Source organism: Zwartia vadi (genome assembly GCF_030410375.1).
GTDB classification, from domain to species: Bacteria; Pseudomonadota; Gammaproteobacteria; order Burkholderiales; family Burkholderiaceae_B; genus Zwartia; species Zwartia vadi.
This window is the reverse complement of the sequence record NZ_JAUHHE010000012.1, coordinates 1-15,824: the sequence shown is the minus strand read 5'-3', so window position 1 is coordinate 15,824 and position 15,824 is coordinate 1. Positions and strand designations below refer to the sequence as shown.

Below are 15,824 nucleotides of genomic sequence, written 5' to 3'. Positions count from 1 at the left end.
GCCGATTGGTATTGCTGGGTATTTATAAAAACTAAGTGCTAACAACTAAGTACTTACAACTGAACACTTAATAAGCCTTCCATTCTAACACTGCCAAAAGGCACAAGGGATTTAGGACCCCTGTGCCTATTGAGCATTATGGTCTTTCAAGGCCCATTGGTGGCCAGTTTTCCAATTTCATACCGAGAGTCAAGCCACGTGCAGCAAGGACTTCCTTGATCTCGTTGAGTGACTTACGACCCAGATTAGGTGTCTTAAGCAGTTCATTTTCCGTACGCTGAATCAAATCGCCGATGTAGTAGATGTTTTCGGCTTTCAGGCAGTTCGCTGAACGAACGGTCAACTCGAGATCGTCCACAGGGCGCAAGAGCACTGGATCAATCTGTGGAGCACCACGGCTTGGGGCCTCGTAGGAGTCACCCGCACCTTCGAGGGCTGCAAACACGGAAATCTGATCCATCAGAATACGAGCGGACTGACGAACTGCTTCCTCTGGGCTGATAACGCCGTTTGTTTCGACATCAAGCACAAGCTTGTCGAGGTCGGTACGCTGTTCAACGCGCGCGTTTTCAACAGCGTAGCTCACGCGACGCACGGGGCTGAACGATGCATCGAGAACAATGCGTCCAATTGTATGAGCACGGTCATCAATCAATGCACGGACGTTACCTGGAACGTAGCCGCGACCTTTCTCGACCTTGATCTGCATTTCGAGCTTGCCAGAATCCGTCAATGTCGCGATGACCTGAGTTGGATTGACAATTTCAACATCGTGGGGAAGTTCAATGTCAGAAGCGTAAACTGGACCGGCGCCTTGCTTGCGCAGCGTCAAGGTCACATCTTCACGGCTGTGCAGCTTGAACACCACGCCTTTCAAATTCAAGAGAATATCGACAACGTCTTCACGCACGCCGGGGATCGTGGAATATTCATGCACAACACCAGTGATCTGAACTTCTGTCGGCGCGTAACCGGACATCGATGACAAAAGAATTCGGCGCAGAGCGTTACCAAGCGTATGGCCATAGCCACGCTCGAACGGTTCCATGATGATTTTGGCGTGATTGGGGCCGACTGGTTCGACTTCGATCGAACGTGGCTTTAGAAAACCTTGTGACATTGCTGTGGTCCTTTTTCAATACCCTCGGCTCGTTACACCGATAAGGCTGATGGATAAGACAAAAGAGTCGCCAGAATTGTGCAGCGACAATATTACTGCTCAGACAACATTACTGCTCAACAAACAAATGTGTGGCACACGCAGCGCGCAAAACACGCTGATTGGCCACACACTTTAATGATTAGCGTGAATAAAGTTCCACAACCATCGATTCGTTGATGTCGCGCGCGACGTCTGCACGATCTGGAACCTGCTTGAACGTACCAACCAGCTTCGTTGTATCAACCTCAACCCACTGGGGGAAGCCGTTGCCAGAAGCGAGATCCACTGCCTCGCGGATACGAGCCTGCGACTTCGACTTTTCGCGAATGGCGATCACATCACCAGACTTGATCAACATCGAAGGAATGTCAGCTGTGCGACCATTCAACTCAATCGCGCGGTGCGAAACAAGTTGACGTGCTTCTGCACGCGTTGAGCCAAAACCCATACGGTACACGACGTTGTCGAGACGCGACTCAAGCAACTGGATCAGTTTTTCACCAGTGTTGCCTTTCTGACGCTCAGCTTCTGCAAAATATTTGCGGAACTGTTTTTCCATAATGCCGTACATGCGCTTGAGCTTTTGCTTTTCGCGCAGCTGCAAACCGTAGTCAGATGTACGGGCACCAGAAGTGCGGCCGTGCTGACCAGGCTTAGAATCAAGTTTGCACTTTGACTCGAGCGAGCGGCGTGCGCTCTTCAGGAAAAGATCAATGCCCTCGCGACGCGAGAGTTTGCATTTGGGACCGGTATAACGTGCCATGTGGGTTCCCCTTAGATACGACGACGCTTAGGTGGACGGCAGCCGTTGTGCGGTACGGGTGTGATATCGGCAATGCTCGAAATCTTAATACCCAACGCATTCAACGCACGGACAGACGATTCGCGACCTGGGCCTGGACCCTTGATGCGAACTTCGAGTGTCTTAATGCCGTATTCAATCGCCACCTTGCCAGCTGTTTCTGCGGCAACCTGTGCAGCGAACGGCGTGGATTTACGTGAGCCTTTGAAACCAGCACCACCAGACGTTGCCCATGATAGGGCATTGCCCTGACGGTCAGTAATGGTGATGATCGTGTTGTTGAAAGATGCGTGAACGTGCGCAATGCCGTCCGACACATTCTTTTTAACCTTTTTGCGTACGCGATTTGCGCCGCCGGCAGAAGCTTTAGCCATCTTCTAATCCTCTTTATTTCTTCAGGCTAGCAGCAGCGCGACGCGGTCCCTTACGGGTGCGGGCGTTGGTGCGAGTGCGTTGACCACGTACGGGCAAGCCGCGCTTATGACGCATGCCACGATAGGTACCCAGGTCGATCAATCGCTTGATCGAGAGCTGAACTTCGCGTCGCAGATCGCCCTCAACCGCAAACACACCTACGTGTTCACGGATGCGTTCGAGTTCTGCGTCGGTGAGATCCTTGACCTTTTTGGACAGGGGCACACCAGCAGCTTCACAAATTTTGCGAGAGCGAGTGCGACCGATGCCAAAAATGGCGGTCAGGCCGATCTCGGCGTGCTGATGTGGCGGAATGTTGATGCCAGCAATACGGGCCATGACTGTTCCTTGATGTATTAACCTTGACGCTGCTTGTGACGCGGGTCGGTGCAAATGACGCGCACAACGCCGTGACGTTTAATGATTTTGCAGTTGCGGCAAATCCGCTTAACCGATGCCATTACTTTCATGGTTGACTCCTGTTATCTTTCGTAACCCGGCCGCTCATTTGGAGCGGAATACGATTCTGGCGCGCGTTAAGTCATAGGGTGTGAGCTCCACTGTGACTTTATCGCCCGGCAAAATCCGGATGTAATGCATACGCATCTTGCCGGAAATATGGCCTAAAACTACGTGGCCGTTTTCCAACTTGACACGGAATGTTGCGTTAGGGAGATTCTCTAGAATCTCACCTTGCATTTGAATGACGTCGTCCTTTGACATTGCTCTCGCTTATCTCATTGGTATATTCGCGCCCTTGAAGTTGGCCTTCTTGAGCAGTGAATCGTACTGGTGAGACATCATGTAGGCCTGAACCTGTGCCATGAAGTCCATCGTAACTACAACAATAATCAGCAATGAGGTGCCGCCAAAGTAAAACGGTACATTCCAACGCATGACTAAAAACTCTGGAACCAAACACACCACCGTGATGTACAAGGCACCAGCCAACGTCAACCGCATCAAAATCTTGTCAATGAAGCGGGCGGTTTGCTCACCAGGACGAATACCGGGAACGAAAGCACCACTTTTCTTCAAGTTGTCTGCTGTTTCTCGGCTATTGAAAACAAGCGCCGTGTAAAAAAAGCAGAAGAAAATAATAGCGGCTGCGTAAAGCGTAATGTAGAGAGGCTGACGAGGTGCAAGTGCAGCTGCCAAATCCCCTAACCAACGCATACTTTCAGCACTTGAGAACCAGCTAGCGATCGTTGCTGGAAACAAGATGATCGATGAGGCGAAAATTGGAGGAATCACACCTGCCATATTCAACTTCAATGGCAGATGAGAAGTCTGTCCACCATACACCTTGTTACCAACCTGACGCTTAGCGTAGTTCACGGTAATCTTGCGCTGACCACGCTCGACAAGCACAACAAATGCGGTTACGAGCACGGCAAGCGCAACAATAAACAAGGCTGAGAAACCTGACATAGCATTGGTGCGAACCAAATCAAGCAGACCTGCCAATGCACTTGGTAAACCAGCAACAATTCCGGCGAAAATCAGAATCGAAATACCGTTACCCAAACCTCTTTCTGTAATCTGTTCGCCCAACCACATCACAAACATCGTGCCAGTCACCAACGTAACGATCGTGGTGACACGGAACATAACACCCGGCTCTATCACGAGACCTGGCTGCGACTCTAGAGCGACTGAAATACCCACTGCCTGGATCAGCGCCAACGCAACTGTACCGTAGCGGGTGTACTGCGTAATCTTACGGCGACCTGCTTCGCCGTCTTTCTTGATTGCTTCGAGGGTAGGTACGACTACCGACATCAACTGCATAATGATCGATGCAGAAATGTAGGGCATGATCCCCAAAGCAAAGATCGAGAATCGCTCTAGCGCACCGCCAGAAAACATGTTGAACAGGCCGAGAATCCCGCCCTGATTTTCACGAAACAAGTCAGCCAACGCATCTGGGTTGATGCCTGGGACAGGAATGTGCGTGCCTAGGCGGTAAACCACCAGTGCGAGCACCAGAAACACGAGACGACGCTTTAAATCGCCGTAGCGTGATCCTGACTTTCCTGCGGACTGTGCTGTTGCCATTCTCTAATCCGTCTTAAGCAATCGAGCCGCCAGCGGCTTCGATCGAAGCACGCGCGCCAGCAGTCGCGCCAATGCCCTTGAGGGACACTTTGCGTGACAATTCGCCAGATTTGAAAACCTTGACGTAACGCACTTGAGTACCCACTACACCAGCTTGCTTGAGCACCTGCACGTCAATTTCTTCAACGGGCAAAGCTTGCAAGTCAGACAAACGGACCTGAGCATACAGGTGACCGTCAAGTGTAGAAAAGCCGCGCTTTGGCAAGCGACGCTGCAAAGGCATTTGACCGCCTTCGAAACCGACTTTATGGAAACCACCGGTACGTGACTTCTGGCCTTTATGGCCGCGACCAGCTGTTTTTCCCAAACCTGAACCAATTCCGCGACCAACGCGACGCTTTGCGTGCGTTGAGCCTTCGGCTGGCTTGAGTGTATTTAATTGAGTAATCGACATCGTGATTCCTTTCAGACGTCCGAGACGGTCACGAGATAATCAACTTTGTTGATCATTCCGCGAACTTCGGGAGTGTCTTTCAGCACTTTGCTGCTGTTGACACGACGCAGACCAAGGCCACGCACTGTGTCGCGATGATCCTGCTTGGTACCAATGGTCGAACGGACCAGGGTGACTTTGACTTGTTTTTCAGCCATGATTTACCCCAAAATCTCTTCGACGGTCTTGCCGCGTTTAGCAGCAACTTCCGACGGTGTGAGCGATGCGCGCAGGCCATTCAGCGTTGCACGAACCATGTTGTAAGGGTTGCTTGAGCCAAGGCTTTTCGCCACGACGTTACGCACACCCATTACATCGAAAATTGCGCGCATTGGACCACCGGCAATCACGCCAGTACCTTCCGCTGCAGGCGAAATCAAAACTGTCGAAGCGCCATGCTTACCAACAACCGTGTGGTGCAATGTACCGTTCTTCAAAGCAACTTTGAACAATTCGCGACGCGCCTGTTCCATTGCCTTTTGAACTGCGACCGGCACTTCACGTGCCTTGCCTTTACCCATTCCGACACGACCATCGCCATCACCGACCACGGTCAGTGCGGCAAAACTCATGGTACGACCACCTTTAACGACTTTGCTGACACGGTTAACCGCGATCATCTTTTCGCGAAGGCCGTCATCCCGCTCTTCAGGAGCGTTCTTGCGTTGTTCTTTAGCCATTTGACTGTTCCTCGCTTAAAACTTCAGACCGGCTTCACGCGCGGCATCGGCCAAGGCTTTTACACGGCCGTGGTAACGGAAACCTGAACGATCGAAAGCAACAAGCTCAATACCAGCAGCTTTAGCTTTCTCTGCAACACGCTTGCCGATCAGTGATGCCGCAGCGGCATTGCCACCACGACCAGATTGGCCTGCAAGTTGCTGACGCACTTCTGGCTCAACGGTCGATGCCGATACCAGAACACGGTCGCCTTCGGGGGAAATAATGTTTGCATAAATGTGCAAGTTCGAGCGGAAAACCTGGAGGCGATTGACTCGCAACTCAGCGATTTTCTTACGCGTCGGGACTGCACGACGCAAACGGGAAATTTTTTTGTCCATGATCTTTCCTTGTTTGCGCGATTATTTCTTCTTGGTTTCTTTGATGATGACGTGCTCATCGACGTAACGAACACCCTTGCCCTTGTAGGGCTCTGGTGGACGATAGGCGCGAATCTCTGCAGCCACCTGACCAACAACCTGCTTATCCGAACCCTTGAGGATGATTTCCGTCTGGGTAGGACATTCGGCTTTTACGCCTTCAGGCATGGGGTGGACAACGTCATGTGAAAAACCAAGTTGTAATTTGATCGCGTTACCCTGGACAGCGGCGCGGTAACCCACACCAACCAGAGTCAACTTACGCTCAAAACCCTTGCTCACGCCTGTCACCATGTTTGCAACAAGTGCTCGCAGAGTTCCGGACATTGCTTTGGCTTCACGGGAGTCATCGGCAACGATAAAAGATAACTTTCCACCATCTTCGTTGACAATAACATTACCAATCAGCGACTGGCTCAATGTGCCCAGAGGACCTTTGACAGTAATCTGATCGGCTTTGATTGTTGCCTCGACGCCTTTTGGCAGCTCGACTGGATATTTAGCAATACGTGACATTCGGTATTCTCCTTAGGCCACGTAGCACAGGACTTCGCCACCCACGCCATTGGCGCGCGCTTTGCGATCAGTCATGACGCCACGTGAAGTGGAGACAATAGCCACACCCAGACCGTTCATGACCTGAGGAATGCTTCCGTTACCTTTGTAAATACGCAGACCAGGGCGAGAAACGCGTTCGATGCGCTCGATCACTGGACGGCCAGCGTAATACTTAAGTGTGATTTCCAGCTCAGGCTTTTGCGCTGTGCCTTTGATCTTAAAACCATCGACGTAACCTTCGTCCTGAAGCACGGTAGCGATTGCTACCTTAAGCTTGGAGGAGGGCATGGTCACCGATGTCTTGTCTACCTGCTGCGCATTACGAATGCGAGTCAGCATATCGGCGATTGGGTCGCTCATGCTCATGTTTTATTCTCCTACCAGCTAGCTTTGGTCATGCCGGGGATTTCACCCTTCATGGCCAATTCGCGCAGTTTCATGCGGCCAAGACCAAACTTGCGGAAAACTCCGCGAGCACGTCCCGTAATCGCGCAGCGGTTACGCTGGCGGATAGGGCTTGCATTACGTGGCAATTGCTGAATTTTCAGCCTTGCTTCGTAACGCTCTTCGTCGGTCTTGGATGAATCTTCGATGATAGCCTTGAGGGCAGCACGCTTGGCAGCAAATTTCTCTGCTGTTTTTGCGCGCTTTACATCGCGATTGATCATTGATAGTTTAGCCACGTCTGCGCCCCTTAGTTGCGGAACGGGAAGCTAAACGCTGTCAACAGCGCCTTGGCTTCTTCGTCGGTCTTAGCGGTCGTTGTGATGCTGATGTTCATGCCACGCAACACGTCGATTTTGTCGTATTCAATTTCGGGGAAAATAATCTGCTCTTTCACACCGATGTTGTAGTTGCCGCGACCGTCAAACGCACGACCGGAAATACCACGAAAGTCACGCACACGTGGCAAGGCCACGGACACCAGACGATCGAGGAATTCGTACATGCGCTGGCCACGCAGCGTCACCATGCAACCAATTGGGTAGTCTTCGCGGATTTTGAAGCCAGCGATCGCCTTTTTGGTCTTAGTGATCACAGGCTTTTGACCGGCGATTTTTGTCAGATCAGATACAGCGTGATCAATGACTTTTTTGTCAGCAACGGCTTCTGAGACACCCATGTTCAAGGTGACTTTTGTGATGCGTGGAACCTGCATCACACTCTTGTAGCCAAACTGTTCGCGCATTGCGGGAGCAATTTTTTGCAGATAGAGTTCGTGAAAACGAGACATCTTGTTCGCCCCTTAAGCTTTCGCGCCAACGGGTTCACCGCTGGAACGAAATACACGTACTTTGCGGCCGTCAACTTCTTTGATCCCAACGCGATCACCTTTACCGGTGGCGGGATTGAACAGCGCAACGTTCGAAATATGGATCGGCATTGTCTTTTCGATAATGCCGCCGGTTGTACCCTGCATGGGGTTAGGACGAACGTGTTTTTTCACCATATTGATGCCTTCGACCAACACATGGTCTGCATCAAGACGGGCCAACACGGTACCGCGACGCTTTTTGTCACGCCCTGTCAGCACTACGACTTCGTCGCCTTTGCGGATTTTGTTCATTTAATGGCTCCTTACAGCACTTCGGGCGCCAGGGACACGATCTTCATGAACTTCTCACCACGCAATTCGCGCGTGACGGGTCCAAAGATACGCGTGCCAATGGGCTCGAGTTTCGCGTTGAGCAAAACGGCAGCATTGCCACCGAAACGGATCAGTGAACCGTCTTTACGACGGACACCCTTAGCCGTACGCACAACAACTGCGTTGTAGATTTCGCCTTTTTTAACGCGCCCACGTGGAGCTGCGTCCTTGACGGTAACCTTGATAACATCGCCGATAGCGGCATAACGGCGCTTGGAACCGCCGAGCACTTTTATGCACATGACAGAACGTGCACCAGTGTTATCGGCCACGTCCAGCGTGGTCTGCATTTGGATCATGATTTTTCCTGTTCCAACTTAACCAAAAATTCCACATGCTGTTGCATGCAGTCAAATCAGTCAGTTTTGGTCCCGTTAGGTGCCACAGGGCACCCTGGGTTGAAATCTGCTAATTTTTTCCTGCTTTTCGGGCTGCTTTATTTAGTTTGGCTATGCTTTTATGGGCTAGCTTCTTTAAATACGCCACACGAATTGCGGGAAAGCCGTGCAGTATATCGTAGTATTTTTTTTTGTGCAAGTGGCTTTCAGATATGTCATATTATCTGTCTAGCGCCTTTGCCAACTTTTCGTTGTATTGGAATCCTTATGTACCCTAAACAGTCTTTATATATCAATGGTGAGTTCATTTCCGGCGAAGGTCGCCAGTCACAGAACATCATTAATCCAGCCACCCAGGAGGTTCTTGGTCAATTACCCCATGCGACGCAGGCGGATCTTGATATGGCTCTCCAGTCTGCCGAACAAGCTTTCGCAAGCTGGAAAAAGTCTTCACCCATGGATCGCTCCGCAATCCTTCGTAAAGTGGGACAACTGACTCGTGAGCGCGCAAAGGAAATTGCGCACAACATGACGCTTGATCAGGGCAAGCCACTAGCAGAAGCACTCGGAGAGGTGGTTGGCTGCGCCGATCATTGTGATTGGCACGCAGAGGAATGTCGTCGAATCTATGGTCGCGTGATACTTCCACGTAGTCCGGATGTGCGCCAGTTGGTTTTGAAAGAACCAATCGGCGTTTGTGTTGCATTTACACCATGGAACTTCCCTTACAACCAGGCCATCAGGAAAATTTGTGCTGCTATTGGCGCTGGGTGCACCGTCATTCTCAAAGGACCAGAGGACTCTCCAAGTGCGGTGATGGCGATTGCACAGATGTTTCATGATGCCGGCCTGCCTCCTGGAGTGTTGAGCCTTGTTTGGGGTGAGCCTGCAAAAGTTTCCGACTATCTGATCCGTTCGCCTATCAGTCGTAAAGTCTCCTTTACTGGATCTGTTCCTGTTGGCAAACAACTCGCGGCTCTTGCCGGCGCACACATGAAGCGGGTCACAATGGAGCTTGGTGGCCATTCGCCCGTAATTGTGTTTGATGATGCGGATATCGATCGTGCAGCCACCATGCTTGCAAAGTTCAAAATTCGTAATGCCGGTCAAGTTTGTGTGTCGCCCACTCGCTTTTATGTGCAAAAGAAGGCTTACGATAAATTCCTCGCAAAGTTTCTGGATGTTCTGAAAAACGTCAAGGTTGGTAACGGTCTTGAGGAAGGTGTCGAAATGGGCCCGCTTGCGCATGAACGCCGGGTCCCCGCCATTTCTCGTTTTGTTGAGGACGCACGTCAACGGGGAGGAAAGGTTGAAATTGGCGGTGACGCATTGGGTGGAAAGGGATTCTTTTTTCCACCTACCGTCATTACTGGTCTCAAAGACGACTCCATGCTGATGACTGAAGAACCCTTTGGTCCGATCGCACCTGTTGTTTCTTTTGACACGCTTGATGAGGTCATTACACGTGCAAATAGTTTGCCGTTTGGTCTGTCCTCATACATCTTTACTAATTCACTTCAAACAGCGACAAAAATCTCTAATTCGATTGAGGCCGGCATGGTCAATATCAATCACTTTGGCAGTGCTCTGCCTGAGACCCCATTTGGAGGTATCAAGGATAGCGGCATTGGTAGCGAAGGGGGTTCTGAGACGTTTGATGGCTACCTTGTGACAAAGTTTGTGACACACGTCTAATTGTTATCTTATTTGGCGCAAAAATAAAAAGCGCCAAATAAAATACGAAATAAAAACACGAAAAAAAACGCGACGAAAAATCGTCGCGTTTTTTACTTCTTTTTTGATACTTAAATCACGCGTGCGGCTTCGATCAACTTCGTTGCAGTCCAGGACTTGGAGCGCGAAATTGGACGACCCTCTGCGATTTCAACTGTATCGCCTTCGTTGTACTGATTGGTTTCATCGTGTGCTTTGTATTTAGCAGAGCGCATGATGATTTTGCCAAGCACGGGATGCTTAACACGACGCTCCACCAACACTACGATGGTTTTATCCATCTTGTTGCTGACGACTTTACCAACCAACGTACGTTGACGCTTAGGTTTTGTGGTTTGAGCTGTGGTCATATTATGATCCCGCCTTCTCAGTCATCAGTGTGCGCACGCGAGCGATATCGCGACGAACTTTGCTGATCTGAGTGTGGTTTGTGAGCTGCTGAGTAGCCCGCTGCATGCGCAGACCAAATTGAGCCTTCAGCAGGCTTTCGAGCTCTTGACCGAGCTCGGCGGCAGTTTTTGCACGGAGTTCGCTTGCTTTCATATCGATTCCTTAAGTACCGAGGTGACGCGCGACGAATGTTGTAGCGATTGGAAGCTTCGCAGCAGCAAGGCGGAAAGCCTCTCGTGCAATTTCTTCACTCACACCTTCCATTTCGTACAACACTTTACCTGGTTGGATTTCAGCGACCCAATACTCTGGGTTACCTTTACCGTTACCCATCCGAACTTCAGCCGGTTTCTGCGAAATAGGCTTATCAGGGAAGATACGGATCCAAATACGTCCGCCACGCTTGATGTGACGGTTGATCGCACGACGAGCTGATTCAATTTGGCGTGCTGTCAGACGGCCACGACCTGTAGCCTTCAGACCAAACTCGCCAAACGAAACGTTAGCGCCGCGCGTAGCAAGACCGGTGTTACGGCCTTTTTGCTCTTTGCGATATTTCCTGCGTGCTGGTTGCAGCATGCTTATTCTCCTTCGGGCGCAGGCGCAGCGGCATCAGCCTTGCGCGGTGCACGACCACGACCAGCGGGACGAGCTGCCGGACGGCCACCTTCGGGCTTATCAGCACGAGGTGCGCGACGTGGGCGACGCTCTTCTTCGCGGGGCGCAGCGGTTTCAACAGGCATTTCGCCGTTAGCCAACATGTCGCCTTTGTAGACCCAGACTTTGATACCAATCACACCGTAGGTGGTATGGGCTTCAGAAGTACCGTAGTCAATGTTTGCACGCAATGTATGGAGTGGCACGCGACCTTCGCGATACCATTCTGTACGTGCAATTTCAATACCATTCAAGCGACCAGCACTCATGATCTTGATGCCAAGGGCACCCAGTCTCATGGCGTTTTGCATGGCGCGCTTCATGGCACGACGGAACATGATCCGCTTTTCAAGCTGTTGCGAGATGGAATCCGCAATCAACTGAGCATCGGTTTCTGGCTTGCGAATCTCTTCGATGTTGACGTGAACTGGCACGCCCATCAAACGCTGCAAATCAGCTTTGAGACCTTCGATGTCCTCACCACGCTTACCGATTACGACACCTGGACGAGCCGAGTAAACGGTGATGCGTGCATTTTTAGCAGGACGCTCGATGACCACACGGCCAACTGAAGCGCTTTTAAGTTTCTTTTTGAGGTACTCACGGACTCGGATGTCGGAAGCAAGCATGCCACCGAAATCTTTGTCGTCTGCGTACCACTTCGAGCCCCAATTACGTGTAACCGCAAGGCGGAACCCAATCGGGTGAATTTTCTGACCCATCGTGACTCCTTAGGCTCCGACCTTCACAGTAATGTGGCAGGTCTGCTTTTCGATCTGGTTACCGCGCCCTTTGGCTCGTGCGGAAAAGCGCTTCATCGACTCAGCCTTGTCCACGAAAATCGTGGTGACTTTGAGTTCGTCGATATCTGCACCGTCGTTATGTTCGGCGTTCGCGATGGCCGATTCAACGGCCTTCTTGAGGATGCCTGCGGCCTTCTTGTTAGTGAAGGTCAGGATGTTTAATGCCTGCGCAACTGATTTGCCACGGATGAGATCCGCAACGAGTCTTGTTTTTTGCGCAGAGATATGCACCCCGCGGATAATGGCTGTGGTTTCCATTGCTTACCTCTTGGCCTTTTTATCTGCAGCATGACCCTTGAACGTACGGGTCAGCGCAAATTCGCCGAGTTTATGTCCGACCATGTTCTCGTTAATGTAAACGGGAACGTGCTGGCGGCCGTTGTGAACAGCAATCGTCAACCCGATGAACTCGGGAAGAATCGTTGAACGACGCGACCAGGTTTTGATCGGCTTCTTGCCTTTTTCGGCGACTGCTACCTCGACCTTTTTGATCAAGTGTGCATCGACGAATGGGCCTTTCTTGACTGAACGTGACATGATTCGCCCTCTTATTTACGCTTGCGGCGCTGGACGATCATATTGTCCGTCCGCTTGTTGCTACGGGTCTTGTAACCCTTAGCTGGGGTACCCCATGGGCTACGTGGCTCGCCGCCTTCACCGGTACGACCTTCACCACCACCATGTGGGTGATCAACCGGGTTCATTGCGACACCACGGACCGTGGGACGAATACCGCGCCAACGAACCGCACCGGCTTTGCCGATTTGGCGCAAGCTGTGTTCTTCGTTGCCGACTTCACCGATCGTTGCACGACATTCAATGTGCACGCGACGAACTTCACCAGAGCGCAGGCGAACCTGAGCGTAAGTGCCTTCGCGAGCCAACAGAACAGCCGATGCGCCAGCGGAGCGTGCCATTTGAGCACCCTTGCCAGGCAACATTTCGATGCAGTGAATCGTTGTACCCACCGGGATGTTGCGAATAGGTAAGGTGTTACCAGCGCGGATGGGGGCTTCTATACCCGACAACAGCGTTGTACCTACCTCAAGACCACGAGGAGCGATAATGTAACGACGCTCACCGTCTGCGTAACAAAGCAAGGCAATGTGAGCAGTGCGGTTCGGGTCATATTCCAGACGCTCAACCTTTGCTGGAATGCCGTCTTTGTTCCGACGGAAATCCACCAAACGGTAGTGCTGCTTATGACCACCACCACGGTGGCGAATTGTGATGTGACCGTTGTTATTACGGCCAGAACCACGGATTTTCTTTTCGAGCAACGAAGCAACCGGCGCACCTTTATGCAGTTCAGGTGAGACCACCTTGAGCATGCCGCGGCGTCCGGGCGAGGTTGGCTTAACTTTTAAGAGAGCCATTTAGTTGACCTCCGCCAGGTTGATTTCTTGACCTTCTTTCAGTGAAACATAAGCCTTGCGCTCGTTACGACGGCGACCGACGAAACGACCGAAACGCTTAGCTTTACCTTTGCGGTTCAAAACCTGAACAGCTTCAACTTGCACTTTAAAGAGCAACTCGACTGCAGCTTTGATTTCTGGTTTTGTTGCATCAGCAACAACGCGAAAGGCGACCTGATTGTTCTTCTCTGCTACAAACGTGGCTTTTTCAGTCACGATTGGCGCCAGGATGATTTGCATTAGACGATGATCGTTCATGCCAGCATCTCCTCGAGTTGAGCGATGGCCGGCTTTGTGATCAGCACTTTTTTGTAGTGGATCAACGAGAGCGGATCGGCATTGCGCGGCTCGACAACTGCAACGTGCGGCAAATTGCGCGTCGCGAGGTAAAGGTTTTCATCGACTGAGTCGGTGATGATCAAAACGGAGTCCATACCAAAGGTCTTGAGCTTTTCAGCTGCAAGCTTTGTCTTGGGTGACTCAAGCGTAAAAGCATCAACGATGGAAATGCGGTCTTCGCGAGCCAACTGGGAAAGGATCGAACGTAGACCCGCGCGATACATTTTCTTGTTAACTTTTTGGCTGAAGTTTTCTTCAGGCGAATTAGGGAACGCACGACCACCACCACGCCACAAAGGCGAGGATGTCATACCAGCACGGGCGCGGCCTGTGCCTTTTTGACGGAAGGGCTTCTTTGTCGAGTGACGGACCTCGTCGCGACCTTTCTGAGCTCGGTTGCCTGAACGCGCATTTGCCTGGAAGGCAATAACGATCTGATGAACGAGGGCTTCATTAAATTCGCGACCAAAAACCGTGTCAGGCGCCGCAAATGTAGCGGAAGACTGGCCTTGATCATTTAGGAGCTTGATATCCATGGATTAGGCTCCCTTTTTAGCAGGTGCTTTGACTGCCGGACGCACGACGATGTCTCCGCCAGCATAGCCAGGGACTGCGCCCTTGACCATCAGGAGACCACGTTCGGCGTCAACACGGACGACGTCAAGGTTTTGCACGGTACGAGTGTCATCACCCAAGTGACCAGACATGCGCTTACCGGGGAAAATACGACCAGGATCTTGCGCTTGACCAATCGAACCAGGCACGCGGTGCGAACGGCTGTTACCGTGCGATGCGCGTTGCGATTTGAAATGGTGACGCTTGATGGTGCCGGCGAAACCTTTACCAATGGTGGTACCGGTCACGTCAACTTGCTGGCCGGCTTCGAAAATGCTTTCAACAGCGACCACGCTACCAGGCGTGAATTCGGCTGCGCGAGCAGGATCGAGACGGAATTCTTTGAGGATACTACCGGCCTCTACACCAGCTTTGGCGTAATGACCTGTTTGTGGCTTGGCTACACGGGAAGCGCGACGAGCGCCGTAAGCAACTTGAATGGCGGCGTAGCCGTCAGACTCAAGTGACTTTACCTGGGTGACGCGGTTGTTCGACACGTCCAGTACTGTCACGGGGATGGACTCACCATCTTCCGTAAAAATACGGGTCATGCCGACCTTGCGGCCCACCAGCCCAAGCCGATGTGCGGCAGGCGTGGGTGTCGATTTCGACATCGTTTTCTCCGGGGTAAAAACCCGATTCCCGACTGCGATTGGTCGGGGCTGATAAAACCCGAATATTTCGGGTGCTCATTTTTATCTCGCCAAAATTCGGCAAGTCTTGCATTCTAGCACCAATGTTTGCTGTTTTGCAAGCCACAAAGGCTTGAAAGCTAACAAACATGCGGTGCTATGACTAACAATCTTTACTGAAGTGCGATTTCAACATCCACACCAGCAGGCAAATCGAGGCGCATCAATGCATCAACAGTTTTATCTGTTGGGTCAACAATGTCCATCAAACGCTGATGTGTACGGATTTCGAACTGGTCACGTGAAGTTTTGTTCACGTGTGGTGAACGCAACACGTCATAGCGACGAATACGTGTGGGCAGTGGAACCGGACCTCGCACCACTGCACCGGTGCGCTTGGCCGTATCAACGATCTCTGCAGCCGACTGATCGATGAGTTTGTAGTCAAACGCTTTCAGACGGATGCGGATTTTTTGATTTTTCATGGCGATTCTCAAAGAGCGATATGCTGCGAGCCACTCGGCTCGCAGCGAAACAAGTTACTTCAGGATTTTAGCAACGACGCCGGCGCCGACGGTACGGCCACCTTCGCGGATTGCAAAACGCAGACCTTCTTCCATAGCGATTGGTGCGAGCAGCTTAACTGTCATACCAACGTTATCGCCT

At 51.5% G+C, this 15,824-nt stretch carries 31 protein-coding genes; 2 read left to right on the top strand and 29 right to left on the bottom strand.

The genetic code is table 11. The features are described from left to right. Window positions 1–136 precede the first annotated feature (136 nt). Complete coding sequence (locus tag QWY27_RS11220; RefSeq protein ID WP_290198456.1) at window positions 137–1,120, bottom strand: DNA-directed RNA polymerase subunit alpha; 984 nt, start codon at window positions 1,118–1,120, stop codon at window positions 137–139. A gap of 49 nt (window positions 1,121–1,169) precedes the next feature. Here QWY27_RS11220 and QWY27_RS11215 point away from each other — a divergent pair, with 49 nt between their 5' ends. Continuing rightward, window positions 1,170–1,298: a hypothetical protein gene (locus QWY27_RS11215; RefSeq protein ID WP_290198455.1), complete on the top strand. Its 129-nt coding sequence runs from the start codon at window positions 1,170–1,172 to the stop codon at window positions 1,296–1,298. A 3-nt stretch (window positions 1,299–1,301) separates the two neighbouring features. Here the strand turns inward: QWY27_RS11215 and rpsD are convergent, their stop codons facing one another. From rpsD to rplN, 16 genes are read right to left on the bottom strand one after another with little or no spacing between them, the layout of a single operon-like run. Continuing rightward, window positions 1,302–1,925: a 30S ribosomal protein S4 gene (gene rpsD / locus QWY27_RS11210; protein WP_290198454.1), complete on the bottom strand. Its 624-nt coding sequence runs from the start codon at window positions 1,923–1,925 to the stop codon at window positions 1,302–1,304. Between the two features lie 11 nt (window positions 1,926–1,936). After that, window positions 1,937–2,338: a 30S ribosomal protein S11 gene (gene rpsK, locus QWY27_RS11205; RefSeq protein WP_290198453.1), complete on the bottom strand. Its 402-nt coding sequence runs from the start codon at window positions 2,336–2,338 to the stop codon at window positions 1,937–1,939. 13 nt (window positions 2,339–2,351) lie between these two features. After that, the gene (rpsM, locus tag QWY27_RS11200) at window positions 2,352–2,717 is read right to left on the bottom strand and encodes a 30S ribosomal protein S13 (RefSeq protein ID WP_259660407.1); all 366 of its coding nucleotides are present in this window, start codon (window positions 2,715–2,717) and stop codon (window positions 2,352–2,354) included. 17 nt (window positions 2,718–2,734) lie between these two features. Continuing rightward, window positions 2,735–2,848, bottom strand: a complete 114-nt coding sequence (rpmJ, locus tag QWY27_RS11195; RefSeq protein ID WP_003805360.1) for a 50S ribosomal protein L36 — start codon at window positions 2,846–2,848, stop codon at window positions 2,735–2,737. A 34-nt stretch (window positions 2,849–2,882) separates the two neighbouring features. Continuing rightward, window positions 2,883–3,101, bottom strand: a complete 219-nt coding sequence (gene infA, locus QWY27_RS11190) for a translation initiation factor IF-1 (protein ID WP_028816445.1) — start codon at window positions 3,099–3,101, stop codon at window positions 2,883–2,885. Window positions 3,102–3,110: 9 nt separating this feature from the next. Next, window positions 3,111–4,436: a preprotein translocase subunit SecY gene (secY, locus tag QWY27_RS11185; protein ID WP_290198449.1), complete on the bottom strand. Its 1,326-nt coding sequence runs from the start codon at window positions 4,434–4,436 to the stop codon at window positions 3,111–3,113. A 13-nt stretch (window positions 4,437–4,449) separates the two neighbouring features. Next, window positions 4,450–4,890, bottom strand: a complete 441-nt coding sequence (gene rplO / locus QWY27_RS11180; protein ID WP_290198448.1) for a 50S ribosomal protein L15 — start codon at window positions 4,888–4,890, stop codon at window positions 4,450–4,452. An 11-nt stretch (window positions 4,891–4,901) separates the two neighbouring features. Next, a complete protein-coding gene (gene rpmD, locus QWY27_RS11175) occupies window positions 4,902–5,087 on the bottom strand; it encodes a 50S ribosomal protein L30 (RefSeq protein WP_028816448.1) in 186 nt (61 codons plus the stop codon). A 3-nt stretch (window positions 5,088–5,090) separates the two neighbouring features. Continuing rightward, a complete protein-coding gene (rpsE, locus tag QWY27_RS11170) occupies window positions 5,091–5,609 on the bottom strand; it encodes a 30S ribosomal protein S5 (protein ID WP_290198447.1) in 519 nt (172 codons plus the stop codon). Between the two features lie 15 nt (window positions 5,610–5,624). Further along, a complete protein-coding gene (gene rplR / locus QWY27_RS11165) occupies window positions 5,625–5,990 on the bottom strand; it encodes a 50S ribosomal protein L18 (RefSeq protein ID WP_290198446.1) in 366 nt (121 codons plus the stop codon). A 21-nt stretch (window positions 5,991–6,011) separates the two neighbouring features. After that, the gene (gene rplF / locus QWY27_RS11160) at window positions 6,012–6,545 is read right to left on the bottom strand and encodes a 50S ribosomal protein L6 (RefSeq protein WP_290198445.1); all 534 of its coding nucleotides are present in this window, start codon (window positions 6,543–6,545) and stop codon (window positions 6,012–6,014) included. Between the two features lie 12 nt (window positions 6,546–6,557). Further along, window positions 6,558–6,953: a 30S ribosomal protein S8 gene (gene rpsH, locus QWY27_RS11155; RefSeq protein WP_290198444.1), complete on the bottom strand. Its 396-nt coding sequence runs from the start codon at window positions 6,951–6,953 to the stop codon at window positions 6,558–6,560. An 11-nt stretch (window positions 6,954–6,964) separates the two neighbouring features. Next, a complete protein-coding gene (gene rpsN, locus QWY27_RS11150) occupies window positions 6,965–7,270 on the bottom strand; it encodes a 30S ribosomal protein S14 (RefSeq protein WP_290198443.1) in 306 nt (101 codons plus the stop codon). Window positions 7,271–7,281: 11 nt separating this feature from the next. Then, window positions 7,282–7,821, bottom strand: coding sequence for a 50S ribosomal protein L5 (gene rplE, locus QWY27_RS11145; protein ID WP_290198442.1), 540 nt, complete (start codon window positions 7,819–7,821; stop codon window positions 7,282–7,284). Window positions 7,822–7,833: 12 nt separating this feature from the next. Then, window positions 7,834–8,154: a 50S ribosomal protein L24 gene (gene rplX / locus QWY27_RS11140; protein ID WP_290198441.1), complete on the bottom strand. Its 321-nt coding sequence runs from the start codon at window positions 8,152–8,154 to the stop codon at window positions 7,834–7,836. Between the two features lie 11 nt (window positions 8,155–8,165). Next, the gene (rplN, locus tag QWY27_RS11135; protein ID WP_163651903.1) at window positions 8,166–8,534 is read right to left on the bottom strand and encodes a 50S ribosomal protein L14; all 369 of its coding nucleotides are present in this window, start codon (window positions 8,532–8,534) and stop codon (window positions 8,166–8,168) included. 306 nt (window positions 8,535–8,840) lie between these two features. Between rplN and QWY27_RS11130 the strand changes: the two genes are divergently transcribed. Beyond that, window positions 8,841–10,268, top strand: a complete 1,428-nt coding sequence (locus QWY27_RS11130) for an NAD-dependent succinate-semialdehyde dehydrogenase (protein ID WP_290198440.1) — start codon at window positions 8,841–8,843, stop codon at window positions 10,266–10,268. A 110-nt stretch (window positions 10,269–10,378) separates the two neighbouring features. On the opposite strand, the gene rpsQ is transcribed toward QWY27_RS11130, so the two are convergent. From rpsQ to QWY27_RS11070, 12 genes are all read right to left on the bottom strand, one after another. Continuing rightward, complete coding sequence (rpsQ, locus tag QWY27_RS11125) at window positions 10,379–10,657, bottom strand: 30S ribosomal protein S17 (protein ID WP_290198439.1); 279 nt, start codon at window positions 10,655–10,657, stop codon at window positions 10,379–10,381. A gap of 1 nt (window position 10,658) precedes the next feature. Beyond that, window positions 10,659–10,850 carry a 50S ribosomal protein L29 gene (gene rpmC / locus QWY27_RS11120; protein WP_290198438.1) on the bottom strand — a complete coding sequence of 64 codons (192 nt, stop codon included), beginning with the start codon at window positions 10,848–10,850 and terminating at the stop codon, window positions 10,659–10,661. Between the two features lie 9 nt (window positions 10,851–10,859). After that, window positions 10,860–11,276, bottom strand: a complete 417-nt coding sequence (gene rplP / locus QWY27_RS11115; RefSeq protein WP_290198437.1) for a 50S ribosomal protein L16 — start codon at window positions 11,274–11,276, stop codon at window positions 10,860–10,862. A gap of 2 nt (window positions 11,277–11,278) precedes the next feature. Then, the gene (rpsC, locus tag QWY27_RS11110; protein WP_290198436.1) at window positions 11,279–12,076 is read right to left on the bottom strand and encodes a 30S ribosomal protein S3; all 798 of its coding nucleotides are present in this window, start codon (window positions 12,074–12,076) and stop codon (window positions 11,279–11,281) included. 9 nt (window positions 12,077–12,085) lie between these two features. Next, window positions 12,086–12,415: a 50S ribosomal protein L22 gene (gene rplV / locus QWY27_RS11105; RefSeq protein ID WP_290198435.1), complete on the bottom strand. Its 330-nt coding sequence runs from the start codon at window positions 12,413–12,415 to the stop codon at window positions 12,086–12,088. Between the two features lie 3 nt (window positions 12,416–12,418). Next, on the bottom strand, window positions 12,419–12,694 hold the full coding sequence (rpsS, locus tag QWY27_RS11100; RefSeq protein ID WP_259660390.1) for a 30S ribosomal protein S19: 276 nt from the start codon (window positions 12,692–12,694) through the stop codon (window positions 12,419–12,421). An 11-nt stretch (window positions 12,695–12,705) separates the two neighbouring features. Beyond that, window positions 12,706–13,533: a 50S ribosomal protein L2 gene (gene rplB / locus QWY27_RS11095; RefSeq protein WP_290198434.1), complete on the bottom strand. Its 828-nt coding sequence runs from the start codon at window positions 13,531–13,533 to the stop codon at window positions 12,706–12,708. Next, complete coding sequence (gene rplW, locus QWY27_RS11090) at window positions 13,534–13,830, bottom strand: 50S ribosomal protein L23 (protein ID WP_290198433.1); 297 nt, start codon at window positions 13,828–13,830, stop codon at window positions 13,534–13,536. Then, window positions 13,827–14,447 (bottom strand): 50S ribosomal protein L4, encoded by a 621-nt coding sequence (gene rplD, locus QWY27_RS11085; RefSeq protein ID WP_290198432.1) that lies wholly within the window; start codon window positions 14,445–14,447, stop codon window positions 13,827–13,829. Before rplD ends, rplW begins: the two co-directional genes overlap by 4 nt. Before the next feature lie 3 nt (window positions 14,448–14,450). Continuing rightward, window positions 14,451–15,140, bottom strand: a complete 690-nt coding sequence (gene rplC / locus QWY27_RS11080; protein WP_290198431.1) for a 50S ribosomal protein L3 — start codon at window positions 15,138–15,140, stop codon at window positions 14,451–14,453. A 191-nt stretch (window positions 15,141–15,331) separates the two neighbouring features. Then, window positions 15,332–15,643 carry a 30S ribosomal protein S10 gene (gene rpsJ, locus QWY27_RS11075; protein WP_003806903.1) on the bottom strand — a complete coding sequence of 104 codons (312 nt, stop codon included), beginning with the start codon at window positions 15,641–15,643 and terminating at the stop codon, window positions 15,332–15,334. Between the two features lie 54 nt (window positions 15,644–15,697). After that, the coding region (locus tag QWY27_RS11070) for an EF-Tu C-terminal domain-related protein (RefSeq protein WP_494338397.1) at window positions 15,698–15,824 on the bottom strand (127 nt) is incomplete at its 5' end.